This window comes from Thalassotalea atypica (assembly GCF_030295975.1).
Classification (GTDB): domain Bacteria; phylum Pseudomonadota; class Gammaproteobacteria; order Enterobacterales; family Alteromonadaceae; genus Thalassotalea_F; species Thalassotalea_F atypica.
The window spans coordinates 4,095,794-4,115,972 of the sequence record NZ_AP027364.1; the positions used below are offsets into that span (position 1 = coordinate 4,095,794).

General features: G+C 39.3%; 12 protein-coding genes. 4 read left to right on the plus strand and 8 right to left on the minus strand.

What is annotated here, in order from left to right; all coding sequences use genetic code 11:
- The first annotated feature begins 88 nt into the window (after positions 1–88).
- The 4 genes from QUE03_RS18415 to QUE03_RS18430 all read left to right on the plus strand — a co-directional run bounded on the left by QUE03_RS18415 (position 89) and on the right by QUE03_RS18430 (position 4,841).
- On the plus strand, positions 89–970 hold the full coding sequence (locus tag QUE03_RS18415; RefSeq protein ID WP_286263433.1) for a patatin-like phospholipase family protein: 882 nt from the start codon (positions 89–91) through the stop codon (positions 968–970).
- 130 nt (positions 971–1,100) lie between these two features.
- A complete protein-coding gene (locus QUE03_RS18420; RefSeq protein ID WP_286263435.1) occupies positions 1,101–2,693 on the plus strand; it encodes an acyl-CoA ligase (AMP-forming), exosortase A system-associated in 1,593 nt (530 codons plus the stop codon).
- A gap of 2 nt (positions 2,694–2,695) precedes the next feature.
- Positions 2,696–3,934, plus strand: coding sequence for a pyridoxal-dependent decarboxylase, exosortase A system-associated (locus QUE03_RS18425; protein WP_286263436.1), 1,239 nt, complete (start codon positions 2,696–2,698; stop codon positions 3,932–3,934).
- Positions 3,935–4,070: 136 nt separating this feature from the next.
- Complete coding sequence (locus tag QUE03_RS18430; RefSeq protein ID WP_286263437.1) at positions 4,071–4,841, plus strand: PEP-CTERM/exosortase system-associated acyltransferase; 771 nt, start codon at positions 4,071–4,073, stop codon at positions 4,839–4,841.
- Between the two features lie 259 nt (positions 4,842–5,100).
- Here the strand turns inward: QUE03_RS18430 and QUE03_RS18435 are convergent, their stop codons facing one another.
- The 8 genes from QUE03_RS18435 to prsR form a co-directional block, all read right to left on the minus strand.
- Positions 5,101–6,015 carry an EDSAP-1 family PEP-CTERM protein gene (locus tag QUE03_RS18435; protein ID WP_286263438.1) on the minus strand — a complete coding sequence of 305 codons (915 nt, stop codon included), beginning with the start codon at positions 6,013–6,015 and terminating at the stop codon, positions 5,101–5,103.
- Positions 6,016–6,246: 231 nt separating this feature from the next.
- Entirely contained in the window at positions 6,247–9,048 is a 2,802-nt protein-coding gene (gene prsT, locus QUE03_RS18440) for an XrtA/PEP-CTERM system TPR-repeat protein PrsT (RefSeq protein WP_286263439.1), read from the minus strand.
- Between the two features lie 50 nt (positions 9,049–9,098).
- On the minus strand, positions 9,099–10,733 hold the full coding sequence (locus QUE03_RS18445; protein WP_286263440.1) for an FAD-binding protein: 1,635 nt from the start codon (positions 10,731–10,733) through the stop codon (positions 9,099–9,101).
- A 44-nt stretch (positions 10,734–10,777) separates the two neighbouring features.
- Positions 10,778–13,531 carry an XrtA/PEP-CTERM system TPR-repeat protein PrsT gene (prsT, locus tag QUE03_RS18450; RefSeq protein WP_286263441.1) on the minus strand — a complete coding sequence of 918 codons (2,754 nt, stop codon included), beginning with the start codon at positions 13,529–13,531 and terminating at the stop codon, positions 10,778–10,780.
- 64 nt (positions 13,532–13,595) lie between these two features.
- Positions 13,596–15,860: a non-hydrolyzing UDP-N-acetylglucosamine 2-epimerase gene (gene wecB / locus QUE03_RS18455; protein ID WP_286263442.1), complete on the minus strand. Its 2,265-nt coding sequence runs from the start codon at positions 15,858–15,860 to the stop codon at positions 13,596–13,598.
- Positions 15,861–15,960: 100 nt separating this feature from the next.
- Positions 15,961–17,328, minus strand: a complete 1,368-nt coding sequence (locus QUE03_RS18460) for a phosphohexomutase domain-containing protein (RefSeq protein ID WP_286263443.1) — start codon at positions 17,326–17,328, stop codon at positions 15,961–15,963.
- A gap of 3 nt (positions 17,329–17,331) precedes the next feature.
- The gene (locus tag QUE03_RS18465) at positions 17,332–18,756 is read right to left on the minus strand and encodes a mannose-1-phosphate guanylyltransferase/mannose-6-phosphate isomerase (RefSeq protein ID WP_286263444.1); all 1,425 of its coding nucleotides are present in this window, start codon (positions 18,754–18,756) and stop codon (positions 17,332–17,334) included.
- A 53-nt stretch (positions 18,757–18,809) separates the two neighbouring features.
- Positions 18,810–20,159, minus strand: coding sequence for a PEP-CTERM-box response regulator transcription factor (gene prsR / locus QUE03_RS18470; protein ID WP_286263445.1), 1,350 nt, complete (start codon positions 20,157–20,159; stop codon positions 18,810–18,812).
- Between the last annotated feature and the right edge of the window lie 20 nt (positions 20,160–20,179).

Genomic DNA, 20,179 nt, shown 5'->3' on the forward strand with positions numbered 1-20,179 from the left:
CCTTATCGTTGCAAATTTAACTATTGAAACAAATCCCTGCAAATTTTCCAGAATGGCACATAATTATTGATGTAATTGAGGAAAACATATGACAAATAAAATTGTTCCTATTATGGCTGGCGGAGGTACACGCCTTCCGGCTCATATTGGTATATTACACGCTTTAGAGCAGCTTAACGTTAAATTCGATCATATTGTTGGGGTATCCGGCGGTAGCATCGTTGCAAGTATGTATGCCGCTGGATTACCAATTTCTCAAATTAAACAAATTGCCCTTAAAACCAATTATAACCAGTTTAGAGGTTTTTCCTTAATAAAGTTAATCAGAAATGGGGGATTAAGCTCAGGCGATGTCTTTGAACAATGGGTAGACGGTTTGTTAGATGGAAGGACATTTGCAGACATGGATAAGGCCTTGCATGTAGTAGCTACTGATGTAAAAAGTGGTAGACCTGTTATTTTTGACAAACAGCGAACGCCTGACATGAAAGTGTCTTTAGCTGTGCGTTTTTCCATGTCAATTCCTCTAGTATTTAGTTTTAAGCCTTTTGGTCACCGCATCATGGTTGATGGTAGTATCTTATCTGAAGATGCCCTGCACAGAGATTGGGATAATCAAGGCACACCAGTATTGTGTTTTAGACTTAGAGGTGAGCAGGAGTACGACGATCTAAATGTTTCAGGGCTTTTCCCCATTTTTAACTATGTCACCTTATTAATTCGCACTTTCATGACCACCATTTCCCGTGAATACATCAATGAAGCCTTTTGGCACAATACTATTATTGTCAACACAGGACACTGCTCAGCAGTTGATTTCAATATGAGCGAAGCGCAAAAAAAAGAATTATTCCACCTTGGTTTTCAAACTGCAATGGAGGTCATTCCAATAAAGACCAAAGTGGAGATCAACGAGTGCCCCCTAAATCCGGTAAAAAACAGTAAAAAAGTGGTTAATACTTTGTCTTGAATTATTAACACGTTACTTGTCATAATAGGTCTTAAGTATCTAGGTGAAATACTTATGCCTTTTAGCTGTTCAGGCATTGTTGTATTTAGTCCAAGCTAGTAAATACATTGTTATGTTTTCAGGATGATAAATGACCTCTTTTATTCACCAACTAATTGCGCAAAGTGCTGTTAAATATCCAAACAATATTGCACTGCAATTAAAGTCCGATGAGTTAAATTACCATGAGCTCAATACCCAAATAGAACACGTTGCAGGGTGTTTTACGGCCATTGACCTTCAACGTTATGAACGTGTAGGCATTTATCTACCCAAAACATTTGAAAATATCTTCTCTATTTTTGGCAGCAGCGCCGCAGGAGGCGTTTTTGTACCCATCAACCCTGTTTTAAAAGCTCAGCAGGTACAACACATCGTTAATGACTGTGACATTAAAATATTGATCACAAATCGGGGGCGATTTTCTGCATTAAAAAATATGCTGAACCAATTTTGCAATATTAGTCATATTATTCTCACCGACGGTCGCGAGGAAGATGAAAGCGTTATGCAAGGCGTACGAATTTTAACCTGGCAGTCTTTACTCTCTTTGTCTGACCAACAACTCACTCAAGCTCCATGTACTTCAAGTGACATGGCGGCAATTTTATATACTTCGGGGAGCACAGGAAAACCAAAAGGGGTTGTGTTATCACATAACAATATTATTCAAGGCGCCATTTCCGTTTCCACTTACTTAGAAAATACTGCTGATGACAAAATCCTTGCCTTATTACCCTTAAGCTTTGATTATGGTCTAAGCCAATTGACCACGAGTTTTCATGTTGGCGCAACATGTGTGCTGCTTGATTACTTACTTCCAAACGATGTCATCAAAGCCATCAACAAATATGAGATTACTGGGCTTGCAGCTGTTCCTCCATTATGGTCACAGTTATGTGCTTTAAACTGGCCAGAAAGGACGGGTGATAAAATGCGTTACTTCACTAATTCGGGTGGCGCATTAACAACGACAAACCTAACAAAACTTCGCTCATTAATGCCAAAAGCAAGCCCATATTTGATGTACGGCTTAACCGAAGCATTCAGGTCAACTTATTTACCGCCGTCTGAGATAGATAATCGGCCTACCTCCATGGGTAAAGCTATTCCGAATGCTGAAGTTATGGTCATTAGACCTGACGGAGGTGAGTGTGAAATAGATGAACCCGGAGAGCTTGTTCATCGAGGCCCGTTAGTCAGCTTAGGTTACTGGAATTCACCTGAGAAGACAGCAGAGCGGTTCAAAGCTGCACCGAGTAAGCCAAGTGGTATTATTTTGGAAGAAATCGCCGTATGGTCGGGCGATACAGTCAAAAGAGATGCTGACGGATACTTATATTTTGTCGCTCGTGCCGATGAAATGATAAAAACATCGGGTTATCGTGTGAGTCCGATGGAAATTGAAGAAGTGCTTTATCAGCATGAACACGTCGCTGTTGCTGCCTCGTTAGGCGTTAAGCATGAACAACTTGGTCAGGCTATTTTGGTTATCGCTGCCAGTAATAGTATCGAACACAGTGCCAATTTAGAAAGATCTTTATTCAAGCATTGCCAAAAAGAACTGGCCAACTATATGGTGCCGAAAAAAATTATTGTTGTAGACTCGCTGCCTCACAATGCGAACGGTAAGCTTGATCGCGCCTTATTACATCTCACCTATAACGATTATTTTTCGGAGTAACCATGAAGTCGAAACCAATCCACGCCTCGATGTCGCATTTTCAGGTAGAAAACAATAATTTACTGATTGGTGGTAAAACACTGGCACAAATTGAAGAACTCGTTGGCAGCACCCCTTTTTATGCATACGATAGTAACGTTTTAGCCTCTACCATTGGTGAACTAAAACAAGCATTACCGAATAAGATAAAACTTCATTATGCGATCAAGGCTAATCCATTCCCCCATTTAGTACATTTTATCAAGCCACTGGTTGATGGTTTTGATGTTGCTTCAAAAAAAGAAATGTTGCTCGCTATCCAAACGAAAATGCCATTAGACGAGATTAGTTTTGCAGGGCCAGGGAAAACAATAGATGATATCTCAGCATCAATTGTTGCAGGGGTAACATTACACGCAGAATCTATTACGGAAATTACCAGGGCGATAGAAGTAGGACGACGACTATCGATCAAACCCAATATTGCGATTCGAGTAAATCCTGCTTTTGAACTCAAAGCATCGGGGATGAAAATGGCTGGTGGTGCGAAACCCTTTGGTATTGACGAAGAGCAAGTATTTGAATTGCTCAAAAGTCTCGATTATGAACAAATGAATTTCAGAGGCTTTCATATATTTGCAGGCTCACAAAATTTAAACTCTGAAGCTATCATCGAAATGCACCATAAAACGTTCAAATTGTCTCAACAACTCATCCGAGCCAGCAAAGTAAAAATTGATTATGTCAATATAGGTGGCGGGCTTGGGATTCCTTATTTTCCTGGCGAGAATTGGCTTGATATTTCACCTATTTGCCAACACCTCGAACATTTGCTCTCTGAACATGCAGAAACTTTTGATTGTGTTGATGTCATTATGGAACTCGGACGTTTTATCGTTGGTAGATCAGGCGTATATGTTTCGAAAGTAGTCGACGTAAAGCAATCTAGAGAAACTGAATATGCTGTATGTGATGGCGGGCTTCATCATCATCTCGCCAATTCAGGCAATTTTGGCCAAGTCATTCGGAAAAATTATCCAGTTTCTATCGGCAATAAAATAAATACGCCTGCAGAAGAATACAAGAAAGCAACACTCGTAGGACCCTTATGTACGCCTTTAGACATCTTAGGGGATAAGATGCTGCTGCCAAGCATTGAAATTGGTGACTATGCAGTAGTCTATCAATCTGGTGCATATGGCGCATCAGCCAGCCCCCAAGGCTTTTTGAGTCAGCCTAATTTGTCTGAAATTTTGTTATAAAAGTTAATTAATTCAACTAGGTTACAACTACTGTAAATAATTAAGACAGATCGATGAATTACAGTGAAAATACGAAAAAACTTGTTATAGTTAAAGAAGTTTTATAAAAATTTACAATAATTTAAACGGATAGCATATGGCTAGTTACTCGGTTGCCAGTAACTTTTCCCAGTACTTTAAGATAAAATTTGCAAGTACAAAAGAGTTAAGGCAAGAAGCATTTAAGATTCGTTACGGTGTTTATGCGAAAGAATTGGGCTGGGAACCAGAAAACAGCTCCTTAATGGAAACTGACGAATGTGATGATCATTCTTTTCACTGTTTGCTTGAACATAAACGTACTGGTGTATTTGCTGGTTGCGTCAGGCTCGTAATTCCACCAGTAACTAGGCAGTCACATCAATTGCCGTTTGAGAAAAATTGCTTGATGAGTGCTCGAACCGACGTTATTGATTCAACTAAATTGCCAAGAGGCAGTTTTGGCGAAATATCGCGGCTTGCTGTGCTAGAGACGTTTAGACGACGTGAAAAAGAGAAAAAGACTCCTTTTGTCATTAAGGAAGTCAATCCAGCGACCGTTTATAGCGAAGAAGAAAGACGTAACTTTCCGAATATAGCGATGGGGCTATACTTGGCGGCAGTATCATTATCAGAGATATGTAATCACCAAGGCATGTTTGTAATGATGGAACCACGCTTAAACCGAAGGCTTACACGCTTTGGGTTACCATTTGTACAATGCGGTGATGAGATGGACTATCACGGACAACGCGCAATGTTTTTCCTTGAAAGAGAAGGATTTAATGCTGAATTAACACCTGAATTGCTTGAACTGTATAACATTATTCATGCCGATTTACTCGATCAGATAAATCTTATTCCATTTACAGATGCCTCAGATAGATAAGTAGTAATTAAGACTGCTTACCTTTGGAAAATGACTGCGTCGTGAGCTTACTCGTACTTTGCTCTGCTCTACTCTTTCTATGTTCTCCACACTTAATAATACTTAGGGCGATTACTCTCGTATTTACATCGTATTAAAGCTAGCAACGAATATTTTAATAGTTATAAGAAATCTACTTTCTTGATAATTTTTATTTGGGATCAAAAAAGCCCTCAGTTAATAACTAAGGGCTTTCTAAACTCTAATGTATTATTTGAAATTAGCTTGCTTTACGTTTTCTTACTGCAAAGCCCGCTAATCCAAGGCCTAGTAAAAATAGCATACCTGGCTCTGGAACATCCCTTGCGGCATTCACTTCTGTATTATGATTAATTGATAATACGTAGTTAACTCCCGCTTGTAAGAACCCTAGGCTACTAGCATAAAAGTTACCACCTAAAATATCTTGCGACGTACCTGGAATTGGTCTTGAAATATTAGTTGTTAAGTCATCATCATCAGTAGAGTCGTTAGCTAATGCTTCATTGCCAATAACACCATCAGGTGTCCATTCGAACACTTTGGCACCATTATCTAGATTTGCAATAGAAATCGTAAAGCTAGAACCTGCTTGTGCCGAAGAGCCAGGATTGTTATCAGGCCCTTGGAAAGCAAATAGTTCACCAAGTGCGCTAAAGCTAAACGCCACTTGAAGATTATTAGTCGGTGTAAATACAAATGCGGTGTTTGTTTGTAACGTTGAGTCACTATTACCCATGCCATTTTGATTTAACTGAGTTTCTGAGACACTTTGAGCTGTAACGCCACCAGCGCCGCCACCTACATCAATAATTGCTCCATTAATCGCGCTGTCTGAACGACTAAACGTAGTGCCAGCTGCTTGTTGTGAAAAAGTATCCTGTGCAACACCACAATCACCTACACATGCCATAGTGCCATCATTAGTGTTATCACTAGATGCATTCAACGAAGCTGAATTATTTTGCGTATTATTCACGCCACCTAGTATATTTACATGCGTCCCCAAAACCAGAATATTGCCTGTGTTATGGTCTAACATTTCAAGGTTTAAGATGTCTAGATTTGCATAGGCAACAGATTCAGCTTGAGCTGTCCCCGCCCCCATCATTAAGATTGCAGACAGTGCTACAAGTGATTTTTTAAAATTTTTCATAGTTATATCCCATTCAACATTTTAACTTTAGCTTCATTCCTTTAAAACAAAGTAACCGAAGCACAATTTTTAAGTCCTGCCCTATACTATGCACGAATCAAACCAAAAACAAAAAAACCATATTTAACAGTAAGATATTAAAGAATGTACATTCACAATAGCTATGTAATTACAAATGTGTAAAACAATTTGACATCACTTCGCGCTGTGCGATTTTCAATCATGAATTACTTAAACACTATCTAGTCTTGTTAAGTATTCTTGCGCTCTTTTTTTGATCATCAAGCTTTTTTGGTCGCCTTTTTCACTGTTTAATATGGCGTTCAATGTGCTTTTTGATTCAGCTTTCTCATTATTTTCCGCTTGTGCACTTGCCATGTTGAATAAAATCACTAAATTCTCTGGCGCGAGCCTGATGGCTTCTTCATAAAATTTAATCGCTTTATTATATTCGCCTTGCGCCTGAAGGATCTGTGCTAAGGTATCCAAATTATTGGCATTTTCAGGCATGAGGCTATGTGCTTTTTGCGCATAATGTTGAGCGTCCAGTAGGTTACCACTCTTAAATGATAAAAATGCAGCATTGTTTAACGCAAGTGCATTCGCTGGCTCTAATTCAATAGTTTTTTTGAACATTAGTAATGCTTGCTCTTGTTTCTCATCTATCAGATATAAATTGGCCAAAGTGCTAGTGATCAATAAATCTTTAGGGTATTCATTCAACCATGTTTCCATCAATTGCATCGCTTCAGTTCTTTGATTGTTTGCAATGTAAGCCTTGGCTATATCTAACATGGTGTAGTTATTCTTCTTGTTTTCATGCAATCCTTTGAACTTTAAGATTGCTTTTTCTTTGTCGCCGTATAACATCTGCCATGTAGCGTCTAATTTAGTCACTTCAGTATCTAAGGGCACTAGCTCTTTTAACTTATCAATACTGTTTTTAGATGCTGTTTGATTGGCTAGTTGTATTGTTAGAGTCGCATTTAGTTTCAAACTGGCGATATGACTAGGTTCAAGTGCTAAAACTTTATTAATTGAATCTAAAGCCTGCTCTCTTTGCTGTTGACCTTGATAAATAATCGCGTTCCAATAGTAAGCTACCGGATCTTTAGGACTAATTGCACTCGCTTTAGTATAGAAATCTATCGCTTCAGATGAATTGTTATTAGCTCTGGCTAAATGTCCAAATAAGAGGAGTAATCTAAAGTCCTCTGTTCTTGCTTGTTTCAAGTGGGCAATTGCTGATGACGCTTCATTATGTTGGCCATTACGGTAGTAATGCTGTGCTAAAGGTAAACTAACATCAATTTCCGTATGCCCATTTGTTTTTGCTTGTACTAGCCATTTAAAAGCATCCTTAGGACTTAGTGCCAGATCGATATGATATAGCTGTAATAAGGACTTTTTGTCTTGTGCATTATGTTCAATGACATCTATGTAAATCGACTTAGCCGCGGGATAATCATTTTCCCTTAAGTATATTATGGCCAAGTTATGCCCTGCATTACTATTACCTGGCTCAATTTCCAACGCTTTATTGAGGCTTACTTTAGCTCTGTCCACTTCATTATTTTCTATAAAGATAATTCCTTGCAATACGAGAGCATGAACGCTTTTTGGGTTGAGCTTCTTGAGTGAATCTAGTTCTTTTTGAGCATTATCTAGTTGTCTTGTATATATGTATGAGGAAATCAACAAAATTCTAGCATCAGTAGATTCAGGATTTTTTTCTAATGCAGACTTGATACTGGCAATACTTTCCTCAGTTTTGTTATTTTCTAGTTGAGCTAAAGCAATTTGAATGTCTGGCTGTGCATCGTCTCTGTTTATCGTTCTAATATTTTTTAAAAATAGTTGATTTCGCTCTTTGAAACCAGCATTGAAAGATGCATTGCTGGCTGCATATAAAAGTTCGATATCATTCTCGCTAAAATCTTCTGAGCCTACTTTCGCTAACGTTTCACTCGCTTCTTCAGATAGCCCAAGTTTCAGTTGCGTAGCAGCCAATAATTTTAACGCTGATGCATGATTGCTATGTGAAACCAATACTTTGTTTACGTGACTTAATGACAGCTCATAGCGATTCAAAGCGAAACTTGCAGAAGCCTTAATATAGTGACTAGGTATATGATCAGGTATTACAGCAAGTACCTTGTCGCTGGCAGTGCTCGCTTGCGTAAATTCGTTTTTTCTAAAAGCAAGTTGAGCGGTGAAATAATTGGCTTCAGGGAGATCTGGTGTAGTTACTAGAATTTGTTTGAGCAAAGAACTTGCTTGATCGAAGTCTTCTAATTTAAGGAATACTCGAACAACATTCACTTTTAAGAGGTTATTAGCTTGTTGAATCTGTGCTGCATTTTTATAATTCGATAAAGCATCATCAAGTTCCCTTTTAAACATCGCTATATCAGCTTTAAGCACTAGCGCTTTAATAAATTTTTTATCTAATTCCAAAGCCTCATCTAAGTATTCTTGCGCAACAGATAGTTGTTGATAGCTACTCGCAACGAGTGCATTAACATATAAAATGTCTTTAGTTTCAGGCAAGCTAGCGGCTAAATCTAAGGCCACTTCCGCTTCTTCTTGCTCCCCTTTATAAAATAAAGATTCAGCCTTTAAAGCTACTGCTGTCGCTTTTTGCTCATTAGACCATTGTTCTGTATTTAATAGCGTCTGATCTAACCTCTCATATTCTCGAAGCGTTAATAACGCTCGTGCAAAGGCAATTTCTGCTTCAGCATCATTTGGGTTTAAACGAATAGCATTTGATAGCTCTTTCTCTGCCTGCAAAAACTTACCTTGCTGATAATAAATTTCACCAAGTAGTTTTCTAGAATTGAAGTGCTGTGAATTTTTCTTGATAGCATTTTTTAGCTCTATAATCGCACTCGTTTTATCATTAGCTTGGTAATGCTTTGCGGCTATTTGATAGTATTCATCACTTGTTCTACCAAAGTCACTACAAGCAGTTAACCACAATGATATCACCAAGAAGCTAATCACTTTTGTCATTGTAAACTTAACGTTCATTCATCTTTTCCTTTTTAAGACGTTTATAAACTTCTGTTAGCTTATAAGTTTTATTCTATACCGTAACGACCACTCGCTATAACTTTGTTAGGGTCAAATGTTTCTTTTAACGCACTTAGTGCGTTCTTGTGTTCACTAGAAAGCTTAGAATGCCAGGCATGCCAATGCACGTTTGCTACCCTATATGGTGGATAGCCATTGTCTATACAGAGCTGCATCGCTTGCTTTGTGCACACTATTGCTCTTTCCGTTTCGTCAGGGTTATTAATATCAAACACTGGATTGCAAATCACTGCAGTAGACCTATCATCGATAAAGCTTAACGTCGCATACAAGTTAAAGCCTTGGCTTTCATATGCATTTTTCAATAAATCTAATAGTGCTTGTATATGTGACTTAGATGTTGGTGCTGTTGGCGAAATCCAAATCAACCCGCAGCCATCTTTAGCAATGTCTGTTTTTTCATCTAGCACAGACGGGAAATTTTCATGCTTGTGATAACAACCTTTTAAAAAGTAGTCTGTCGGTTTTCCTGAGTGCATATCAATTAATGCCATCGCAGACTTTATATTCCCTTTTAGTTTATCTAAGGGCTTAAAAGGAAGCATAGACAAGATACGTTCAACAAATTTGATCTGCTTACCAGGTAAAAAATGTATCTTACAAGCACTGTGTCGCTTTATATTCTGAGTCAGCTCTTTTTTGTACGCTTTGATTACTCTGTTACTTCCATAAAGCGCACCCGACATAGCCCATGGGCCCAAACCTAAGATTGACAGTGATTTTGAAATTTGCTCTTCGGATAACAATTTATCCTTGAGCGGCTGTATAAGTTGATACGACAAACTTGAAGAAATGGCACGCATGTCATTGCCAACATGCATTATGCTTCTCGCGACACCTGCTTGTTTAAGCTTCGCGATGGGCTCTATAGCGTTCAAAAAGTCTTCATGGCTATCAAATAAGACAATGTAAGGTAAAATCACTTCAGGTTTCGGCATTAACCAAAAGCAAAGTTTAGTGACAATGCCAAAATTTGATTGACTAAACAACCCATCAAGAATTGGTCCTGTTGTTGCCTTGGTATGACAATTTTTTACACTGTGATCTCCTGCATTTTCATATGCTAAGTGACCTGTTCTTAATATTTCACCATTTCCTAATACAATTTCAAAAGAGCACGCATTGAATTGTCGATTTCCATTAATGGTATGCCCAAAGCCTCTGTCTAGTATATTGCCAACAATACTTGTAGTAGTTGGAGCTCCTGTGCAGTCCATGAATAAATCAGTATCTATTAATGCATCACTTAATTCTTCCTGCGTTACACCAGGTTCAATGATTGCCAACCTATTAGCTTCATCAACATTAAGAATTTTATTCATCGTAGATAGATCAACTAAGACCATCTCCGGCCCTGAAGGCGTAGCATCTGAATAACCCCAGTTTTTTCCTGCACTTATAGGATATAATCCGACGTTAAACTGGTTTGCTAATTGAACAACTTTTTGTACGTCTTCTGTACATTCAGGTTGAATTACTGCTTTTGCACGTTTATCCCAGCCAGTTGTTACATGTCCATAATGTTCTACGGTGCTAGGCTCTATTGACGCTGCACATTTTCTTGAGTCACAATATGATAAAACTTCATCCCAAAATAGAGAAAACTTACTCTGTGTTGTCATTGGGTAATCTCCGTTGTTTACCTTTTATCACTTTAATGAGTTGTTTAATATATTTGATTGAGCAACTCTTGTTTTCTTTTTATTAGTTCATCGCTTATAGGTGTTGTTTCTGCAAGCAACCTTTCTGCTCTTGGTAACCGCTTATTTGCCAACAATAGTTCTATATAATTTAGCCTAATATTCATGTCTTCACCCTTTGAATGCTTAAAGGCTATGGACGAACTAGCAAGTGCATCTTTAATTCTTCCCTGTTTAAACAACACTTGACTGTGAGTATCAACAACACTTGGATTCTCAGGAGCCAATTCAAACGCTTTTTCAGCAAAAACATTTGCTTGATCTAAGTCATTATTTTCCATACTCAACCACGCGGCATTATTTAGGGCAATCACGTTATTAGGCTTTTGTTCTATGATTTTTTCATAAGCCTTCAATGCGTTTGCTTTGTTTCCTGACTCGATATATAAGTTGCCAAGCACAATCGCTAGTTGTTCATTAAATTCAATGTTCTTAAGAAATAAATCAATTTCTTCAATGGCTTTAACTTGCTGCGTGTTTCCAATATAAGCTTGAACTAAGTACAACAATTTTTGTACGTTAGGAGATGTTTTATAATACGGCTCTAGTTTATCTATAGCTTCTGAATACAACTTATCAAGTAGCGCTAACCTTCCCAAAATTCCATTTTCGATATATTCATTTTCGATGTTGTTACTAACCAATAAATAGAGTTTTCGAGCATCATCAGCTTGATTAGACCTGATTAACACGTCAATTTTCACTAAAGATAATGTTATGTTGTCCTTATGCTTTTCTAAGCCAGCATCTAACACTACAATTGCTTGTTTGTAATCTTGCTCAATACGATGTATTTCAGCTAATAAAACGACAGGCTCTATTTGGTAAGGACTAATTTTTTGCCATTGCTTTGCCGTGGATTTAAGTTGTGTAATATCCCTTTCATAACGATAAGCCGCAAGCTTAAGCATCCAATAAAATTTTGGCGTTTTATGGTCGGGAATAATGTCTTGAAGAACATTTAGGCCTTTTTGAACCTGCTCCGATTTAATCAATGCTTCAGCATATAACAAGCGATAGCTGATATTATCTGTGTTTTGTTCGCTTTTCTCTTTCAATTTTGCAAGAGAAGAAGCGTCAGGGGTCAGTCGGTAATATTGACGAAGTACATTAATATTGTCAGGGGCTGCTTCTAGAGCCTGACTTATAAAGGCTTTGGCTTGTGCTAATTCACCTTCAGCACTTGTAAGCTGGCTTAATTGCACTAACGCGTAAACGTTTTTATCATCAATAGTCAGGCTTTTTTCCAACAGCGCTTTAGCCCCAGCTACGTTCCTACGGCTTAGCTCTATAAGTGCTTCAATATTGTAACCATCGGGCTTATCTGGGTATTGCGCCTGCCATTTACTAGCGATTTGTTGAGCTTTTACAACATCACCTGATTTGATCGCCATACGTGCAATCAATAATTCAGCTTTAAGCATCTTAGGATCAAGTTCAATTGCTTTTTCTAAACTTTTTAAAGCACTTTTATCATTGGTTAATGCCTTTAAAACCCCTTCACGTAAGAGGCTTTCTGCCGTTGCACTTTCCGTGTTATCTAGAGATGAAATCAATTTCTTGGCTTCATCCGTTGCACCAGCTTGTAATAGCTTATAGCTCAATGACGCATAAAAAGCTTCATTTTCTTTACTTAGCGCTGGCGTGCCTAAATTATCAGCAACATCTTCAATAATACCTAACTCAAGTTGACTAACTACCAGCATACGACGCGCAAAATGATCAACAGGCAAATAGCGCATTAACGGTTTTAAGTGATAGTTCGCTTGTTCATAATTGTTTAGGTAGAAAGCACTGACACCTGCAACCAGTTTAGTCGTCGCTTGCTTAAAATTATTAGCGAGCGCTTTCTCTGCGTGTTCACTCGCTGCTTCATAATCTCTTGACTCTATTCTCACCATCGCTTTTATATGGTTAGCGAAAGCTTGTTGCGGCATGAGTTTAAGTATTTTATCTGCGTGCATTTCTGCTAAGTCAAACTTACCCTGTTGAAGGTACACATTGGCAAGGATAATTTCAGTTGATCGCTGCAGAGGTTGTAATTTTAAATACTTTTCAAAATACTCTGCCGCGACAACATAGTTTTCCTCAACGGTAGCAATATTTCCTAACAGCATTAGTGCTTCTGGTAGGGCTGGCAATTTTGAAAGCGCTTCAGTAGCTTTCTGTTTCGCATCTTCTATATTTTGCTCGTAAAAAAGTATGTAGGCATCACCTAGCAAGGTGTGACCATCTTGATCATTTAGCTGAATTGATTGGCGAAGTAGTTTTTTTGCTTGTTCTAGTTGTTCTAACTTTAGGTACGTAATTATTTGATAAAGGAAGACTGGCAAACTAACGTCGCCGCTCAGTTTAATATCCTTACTGGTTAATTCATAAATAGCATCAGCCTCTTCTGCTAAAAAGTATGCTCTAGCTAATTTAGGGTACAACAGCTGAGTATCAAATTTATGTAATTTGGCTTTTTCTAGCTCTTTGACTGCATTGAACGCATTGCCCTGATTTAAGTAGATTGAGCCGAGCAAATACCGAGCTTCTGAATTGCTCGGTTCAACTTTGATGGCATTTTTTAACGCGATGATTGAAGCATCTGTTTGTTGTGTTTGTAGACCCTGTTTTGCTTGAAGAATATAATCACTGGCACTTTCTTTTTCAGAGCATGCTGTAAGCGCGATGCTAAAAACCGCAACAGCTGGAAAAATCCACTTTTTATTTCTCATATTATTATTCCATATTAAGCTTGCTGAAAAATAAAGCAGCTCATCAATCGATGAGCTACAGCTTTTATCCTCTAGAATTCAACACCTTACTACTTACAGTAAGTGTTTGGTAACACTCGTGATCGGTAACCAATAGCAATACATCAGCCCATTCATCAATTGCACTGAGGCTGTCACTTTTTGTACATTTCCACTGTGGTACAAAAGGATCGTGATATTGAACTTCAATTCCGTGTTCAATCAGATATTGATAGATTGAGTCTGCCGGTGTTTCTCGACAATCATCAACGTTGGCTTTGTACGCGACCCCTAAAATGCCCACTTTAGTTTCGCCTGCTGACAACATAGCTTTTGCTTTTTCAGCCACAATAATTGGGCGTTGATCATTGATATGTCTTGCTTTACGAATTAACTCACCGGATTGAGTATTTTCAACTAAAAACCATGGGTCAATAGGGATGCAATGTCCACCAACACCAGGACCAGGTGACAATACATTCACTCTCGGATGACGATTTGCTAATCGAATCACCTCATAGACATCGACGTCTAATTCTTCACAAACTTGGGCTAATTCATTAGCAAAGGCAATGCCGACATCACGAGAGGTATTTTCAACAAGCTTGATGCATTCTGCTGTGGTTAAGTCGGTTAAGAACATTTCGCCATTAACAAAGCTTTCATAAATGGCTTTCACTTTCTGTTGGGCCACCATACTGCTGGCCCCAATGATACGATCATTATTGACGAGCTCGTGCAAAGTCTGGCCTGGAATAGCGCGTTCAGGGCAATGCACAACATCAATTTGTAAGCCTGCCTTGGTAAACCTTTCGGCAACAGCAAGACTCGTTTGCGGGGAAATAGTTGACTCAACGATAACAGTCTGACCATTTTGAGCAACATCAATAATGGCATCCACAGCGCCGAATACATAGCTTCGATCGCACGTACCGTTAGCGTGTGGTGTAGGAACAGCGACCAAATAGGTATCTGCTGAAACCATCGTCGTAGAGGCAGTTAAGAAACCTTGGCTTACTACTTTATTAATTAATTCCGGTAAACCTACTTCGTCAAATGGACATTGTGCATCATTTATTGCTGCTACTTTTTCTGCGTTTAAGTCGATACCTGAAACGCTATAGCCGGCTTCGGCTAAAAGGCAAGCAATCGGGAGTCCCATATAGCCCATACCAACGACGGTAATGGTTTCGTTTTTAGCTGAAATTTTCGTTGTCGCCTCGACATCATCATTTTCACAAACAATATCAAGGATCCGCTCTGCTACGTGCCCGTCACCAAATGGATTTGTCCAACTAAATTCTTCCGTGGAGCTCAACCAGTTATCGGCTGCTACCAATGCTTTATCAGCATCACGACCAACAAGAACATTCGCCCCTACTTCTATCGATTCAGGACGTTCAGTATTTTCACGTAATGTAATACAAGGTACGCCAAGCAAACACGCCTCTTCTTGAATACCGCCTGAATCCGTTAAGATTAATTGTGCATTTTTTTGCAGTTGGATGAAATCTAGATAACCAATGGGTGGACTTAAGATCAAGTAGCTAGGTACAGCAATATCAAACTCTTTTAGTTTCGCTTGAGTTCGTGGGTGAATAGGCCAAACAATCGGTTGGCTGTATTTAGCATGTAGTTTGTCAAATAAGCCAAGAAGTTCGATAAGATGCGCAGGAATATCAACGTTTGACGCACGATGAGCCGTCACAAGGAAGTAGGCTTTTTCTGTAACCCCTAATTCCGCTAGAATATCACTCTTCTCACCAGCAATTTCCAAATGCTGAAATAACGAGTCTGAGACAGTATTACCAACGGTATGTACTTTTGTTGCGTCGATGCTTTCATGCGCCAAAATTTTCTGCTGGTTTGGGCCTACAGCAAATAAGTAATCACTCATGTGATCGGTCAAAATACGATTGGTTTCTTCAGGCATCATCCGATCGTAACTACGCAAGCCCGCTTCTATGTGCCCCACTTTGATGTTTAATTTTGATGCAGCTAAAGCACCAGCTAATACTGTATTCGTATCGCCTTGCACTAATACGACATCTGGTTTTTCATCAACAAGAATGGGCTCCATCTTAATCAAGATATTACCCGTTTGATTGCTGTGTAATCCTGAACCTACACCAAGGTTATAGTGTGGTTTTGGTAACTCAAGCTCTTTGAAGAAGATGCTGTCCATTTCTTCAGAGTAATGCTGATTTGAATGGATAATGAAATAAGGAATGCCTCTTTGTTGGCATTCACGGATTACTGGCGCCATTTTGATGATTTCTGGGCGTGTACCAACAATAATCCCAATTTTCATATTTTTTCCTACGATTTGTTTATGTAAAAATTATGTTATAAATAGTTTACTGACTCAGTGAAAAGTTTGAAACTATAAATACGAGATAATGAATTCTTGTTTAGTTTAACAGTAAGTCCAATATCTCTCTCGTTTTTTGCGCCATTAGTGCTGAATCTCCTCGTGATTCAACATTGAGCCTAACTAATGGCTCTGTATTACTTGATCTTAAATTAAAACGCCATTGCTCAAATTCCATTGAGAGGCCATCAGTATCATCTTCAACTATGGCTAGAGCACAATAATGCAGCTGCACTTTTTTAATTGCAGATTGCGCATTTTCGAGACGATTATTTATCTCTCCCGACGAAGGGTACAAGGCAATGCGTTCATACAGAAGCTCTGACAGTTTTTTCTGTTTGAGGCAGATCAATTCTGCAACCAATAACCATGGGATCATACCGCTATCGCAATAAAAGAAATCTCTAAAGTAATGATGTGCACTCATTTCGCCACCATAAACAGCATCTTCTTGGCGCATTCTTTCTTTAATAAACGCATGACCTGTTTTAGATAATATTGCTTCGCCGCCACACCTTTCAATTATATCAATGGTATTCCAAGTCAAACGTGGGTCATGGATCACTTTGGCGTTGCTATTTTTAGCAAGAAAATTCTCGGCCAATAAGCCAACAATATAGTATCCCTCAATAAACTCGCCTTGCTCATCAAATAAAAAGCAGCGATCAAAGTCACCATCCCAGGCAATGCCCATATCCGCACAATGTTCAATTACGGCTTGCTGGGTTGCTACCCTATTCTCTGGTAACAGTGGATTAGGAATACCATGAGGAAAATTTCCATCTGGCTCGTGATGTACTTTCACCAAAGTTATAGGGATATTTAACCGGTTGAACGCCTGTTCTATCGCATCAATTGCTGGCCCTGCCGCACCGTTACCGGCATTAACAACAAGTTTAAGCGGGGTGATATTTTTTGCGTTGATATATTCAAGCATATGCGCTGTATAAGGAGCAGTAATATCGACTCTCGATATTGCACCTTTAACACATTCCTCTTTGAATTGGTTTTGCTCTGCCAACGCTTTAATTTCGTGTAAACCTGTGTCACCACTGATTGGTTTGCTATGCTCTCTGACCAATTTCATACCGTTGTAATTGATCGGGTTATGACTTGCCGTCACACAGATACCGCCATCGCAACCTAAATAACTGGTAGCAAAATAAATATGTTCCGTTCCGCAAAGTCCAATATCGATGACATCACAACCGCCTTCGTTCAGCCCATTTGCTAATGCCAATTTAAGTGACTCACTGGTTAGTCGTACATCACCACCGACGACAACCTTTTTCGCTTGCGTGTGTTCAGCAAATGCGCGACCGATACGATAGGCAATGTCTTCATTTAGTTCTTCACCTAATTTACCGCGGATGTCATAGGCTTTAAAACAGGTTAGCTTTTGTTGCATCAGTTAACACTCTTCTTGCTCAGGTGCGCGACCGTATCGGTCTTCAAAACGGACAATATCGTCTTCCCCTAAATAACTACCTGATTGCACTTCTATCATTTCTAAAGGCAATTTACCGGGATTTTCAAGGGCGTGCACAGCCCCGATGGGAATATAAGCAGACTGATTTTCACTCATTAATATAGTGTCATCATCGATCGTTACTTTTGCTGTACCTGAGACAATAATCCAGTGTTCTGCTCTATGGTGATGCATCTGAACAGAAAGTTTTGCTCCAGGCTTTACGGAAATCCTTTTAACTTGGAATCGTTCACCCATATCGATAGAATCATAATTCCCCCACGGACGATATACTTTACGATGAAAGCTCGACTCTATTCGCTCGCTAACTTTAAGTTGTTCAACAATGTGTTTAACTTGTTGCACATCGTCTTTGTTTGCCACCATCACGGCATCCGGCGTGTCAACCACCACCAAGTTACTAACACCGACCGTTGCAATTAATTTGTGCTCACTGTGGATATAACAATCGTTAGTATCAAAAGGAATAACATCGCCACGTAGTACATTATTGTTTTCATCCTGTTCAGAAACATCCCACAATGCAGAATAAGAGCCAACATCGCTCCACCCCGCATTAAGAGGAACCACAACAGCGTCAGCTGTTTTTTCCATCACTGCATAGTCAATAGATTCGCTAGCACAATCTAGAAAGCTCTTTCGCTCTGGTCGAATAAAATCTAAATCCGGCTGTGCACCTGCCATTGCTTTTTCGCATGCCTCAAAGATATCTGGGCGGTACTGTTGTAGCGTAGCTAGATATTCAGACGCTTTAAACATGAACATGCCACTATTCCACAGATAATTCCCAGACGCTAAATATTGCTCAGCAGTTTGTTTATCCGGTTTCTCTACGAATTGAGCGACTTCATGTACCGATGCTTGTAGTTCGCTACCTTGTTTAATATAGCCGTATCCTGTTTCTGCAACCGTTGGTACGATACCAAACGTCACTAGCTTATCTTTCTGAGCGGCATTTGTTGCAACGGCGATAGCCGAATGAAACGCTTGTCTATCTTTAATCACATGATCAGAAGCAAGTACTAGCATCAAGCCTTCAGGGTTTTGTTCGCTGATTTTAAACGCTGCTAAAGCGATTGCCGGCGCCGTGTTTCTCCCTTCTGGCTCTAATAGAATATTGGCTTTCGTATCAATGGTACGCAGCTGTTCAGCGACCAAAAATCGATGTTCTTCATTACAAATGCAAATCGCATCAGCAGTACCTTGGGGTAAGCGTTTCACTGTTTCTTGCAACATGCTGAAATCACTGGTCAGTGATAAGAACTGCTTTGGGTACATTGATCGTGACAGAGGCCATAACCTTGTACCACTGCCACCACACATAATTGTCGGGTATATTTTTTCCATCTTCATTCCATTAATAACTTAACGACTACGTTTTTTACTACTAACAGTTACTATCAGCCGTTAATTTGTATGCCGTATTTCTCTACTAAACTGTACAATGTCGGTCGCGTAATCCCTAAAAGCTGGGCTGTTTTAGACATATTGCCTTCAGTTAAAGCATAAGCTTTTTGTATTGCAATTGTTTCGGCCTGTTCACGCACGGTTCTTAAGTTGAGTGATAATTCATATTCTTCATTTTCTACATCGTAAAAACCCAAATCCATTGCGTTGACTTGATTGCCTGAGCTCATGATCACAGAGGACTTAACTTTATTTTGTAGCTCCCTAATGTTTCCAGGCCAACGATAACTTTTTAATGCTTGAATGCCATCTTCTGTAAACGACTTGACATTGCGTTTATAATCACTGGCATATTGCTGCAAAAAGAACTGCGCCAAAATCAACACATCTTCCTCTCTGTCCCGCAAAGGAGGAATATCGAGGGTTATTTCGCTAATACGGTAATACAAATCTTCACGGAACTCTTTTGCCGCAACCATTTCTTGTAAGTTTTGGTTGGTTGCGCAAACAACGCGAACGTCAACAGCTAATTCTTGACGACCGCCGATGCGTTCAATCACCTTCTCTTGTAAAAATCGCAATAATTTTGCCTGCAAATTAAAAGGCATATCACCTATTTCATCGAGGAATAATGTTCCGCCTTGCGCGCATTCAATTTTACCTTTCGTGGTTTTATGCGCGCCAGTAAACGCTCCTTTTTCAAAACCAAAAAGTTCGCTTTCTAATAAATTTTCCGGAATTGAGGCACAGTTTATCGCGATAAAAGGTTTTTTCTTCCGGTTGCTAACCGTATGGATCGCTTTTGCTGTAACCTCCTTCCCTGTGCCGCTTTCACCGAGTAGTAGGGCGGTTATTTCAGTTGGCGCAATGCGTTGAATCATTTGACGCATTCTATCCATTTTGGCGCTATTTCCAATAATACCGGTATCCGTACCCACGATTGAGCGCATGGCCCTATTTTCATGTTCGATTTTTGCCATTGCACAGGCTCGAGCTACGATTACATTAATAACTTCAGATTCAACTGGCTTTTGATAAAAATCATAGGCACCCATTTCTATCGCTTTAAGCGCATTTTCCCTGTCATCATTACCGGTAATGACAATGACTTTTGTAAAAGGGGCAATTGTGAGTATTTCTTTTAACGCTGCTAACCCTTCCGTCGCGTTTGCCGCATCGGGTGGTAGACCTAAATCCAAAGTCACGACCTTGGGTTCATAACGACGCACTGCAGCAATCGCACTTTCTCGCGTATCTGCAAGTACTACATCATAATCAGCCAAACTCCATTTTAATTGTTTTTGAATACCGATATCATCATCAACAATAAGTAATTTTTCCATAAATTTAATAACCTTGTTTA

What these genes read in the sequence shown, in the direction of transcription:
- prsT (WP_286263441.1), bottom strand. Translation starts at nt 13,531, where the DNA reads ATGAGAAATAAAAAGTGGATTTTTCCAGCTGTTGCGGTTTTTAGCATC.
- QUE03_RS18465 (WP_286263444.1), bottom strand. Translation starts at nt 18,756, where the DNA reads ATGGAAAAAATATACCCGACAATTATGTGTGGTGGCAGTGGTACAAGG.
- QUE03_RS18435 (WP_286263438.1), bottom strand. Translation starts at nt 6,015, where the DNA reads ATGAAAAATTTTAAAAAATCACTTGTAGCACTGTCTGCAATCTTAATG.
- QUE03_RS18430 (WP_286263437.1), top strand. Translation starts at nt 4,071, where the DNA reads ATGGCTAGTTACTCGGTTGCCAGTAACTTTTCCCAGTACTTTAAGATA.
- wecB (WP_286263442.1), bottom strand. Translation starts at nt 15,860, where the DNA reads ATGAAAATTGGGATTATTGTTGGTACACGCCCAGAAATCATCAAAATG.
- QUE03_RS18420 (WP_286263435.1), top strand. Translation starts at nt 1,101, where the DNA reads ATGACCTCTTTTATTCACCAACTAATTGCGCAAAGTGCTGTTAAATAT.
- prsR (WP_286263445.1), bottom strand. Translation starts at nt 20,159, where the DNA reads ATGGAAAAATTACTTATTGTTGATGATGATATCGGTATTCAAAAACAA.
- QUE03_RS18415 (WP_286263433.1), top strand. Translation starts at nt 89, where the DNA reads ATGACAAATAAAATTGTTCCTATTATGGCTGGCGGAGGTACACGCCTT.
- QUE03_RS18425 (WP_286263436.1), top strand. Translation starts at nt 2,696, where the DNA reads ATGAAGTCGAAACCAATCCACGCCTCGATGTCGCATTTTCAGGTAGAA.
- prsT (WP_286263439.1), bottom strand. Translation starts at nt 9,048, where the DNA reads ATGAACGTTAAGTTTACAATGACAAAAGTGATTAGCTTCTTGGTGATA.
- QUE03_RS18445 (WP_286263440.1), bottom strand. Translation starts at nt 10,733, where the DNA reads ATGACAACACAGAGTAAGTTTTCTCTATTTTGGGATGAAGTTTTATCA.
- QUE03_RS18460 (WP_286263443.1), bottom strand. Translation starts at nt 17,328, where the DNA reads ATGCAACAAAAGCTAACCTGTTTTAAAGCCTATGACATCCGCGGTAAA.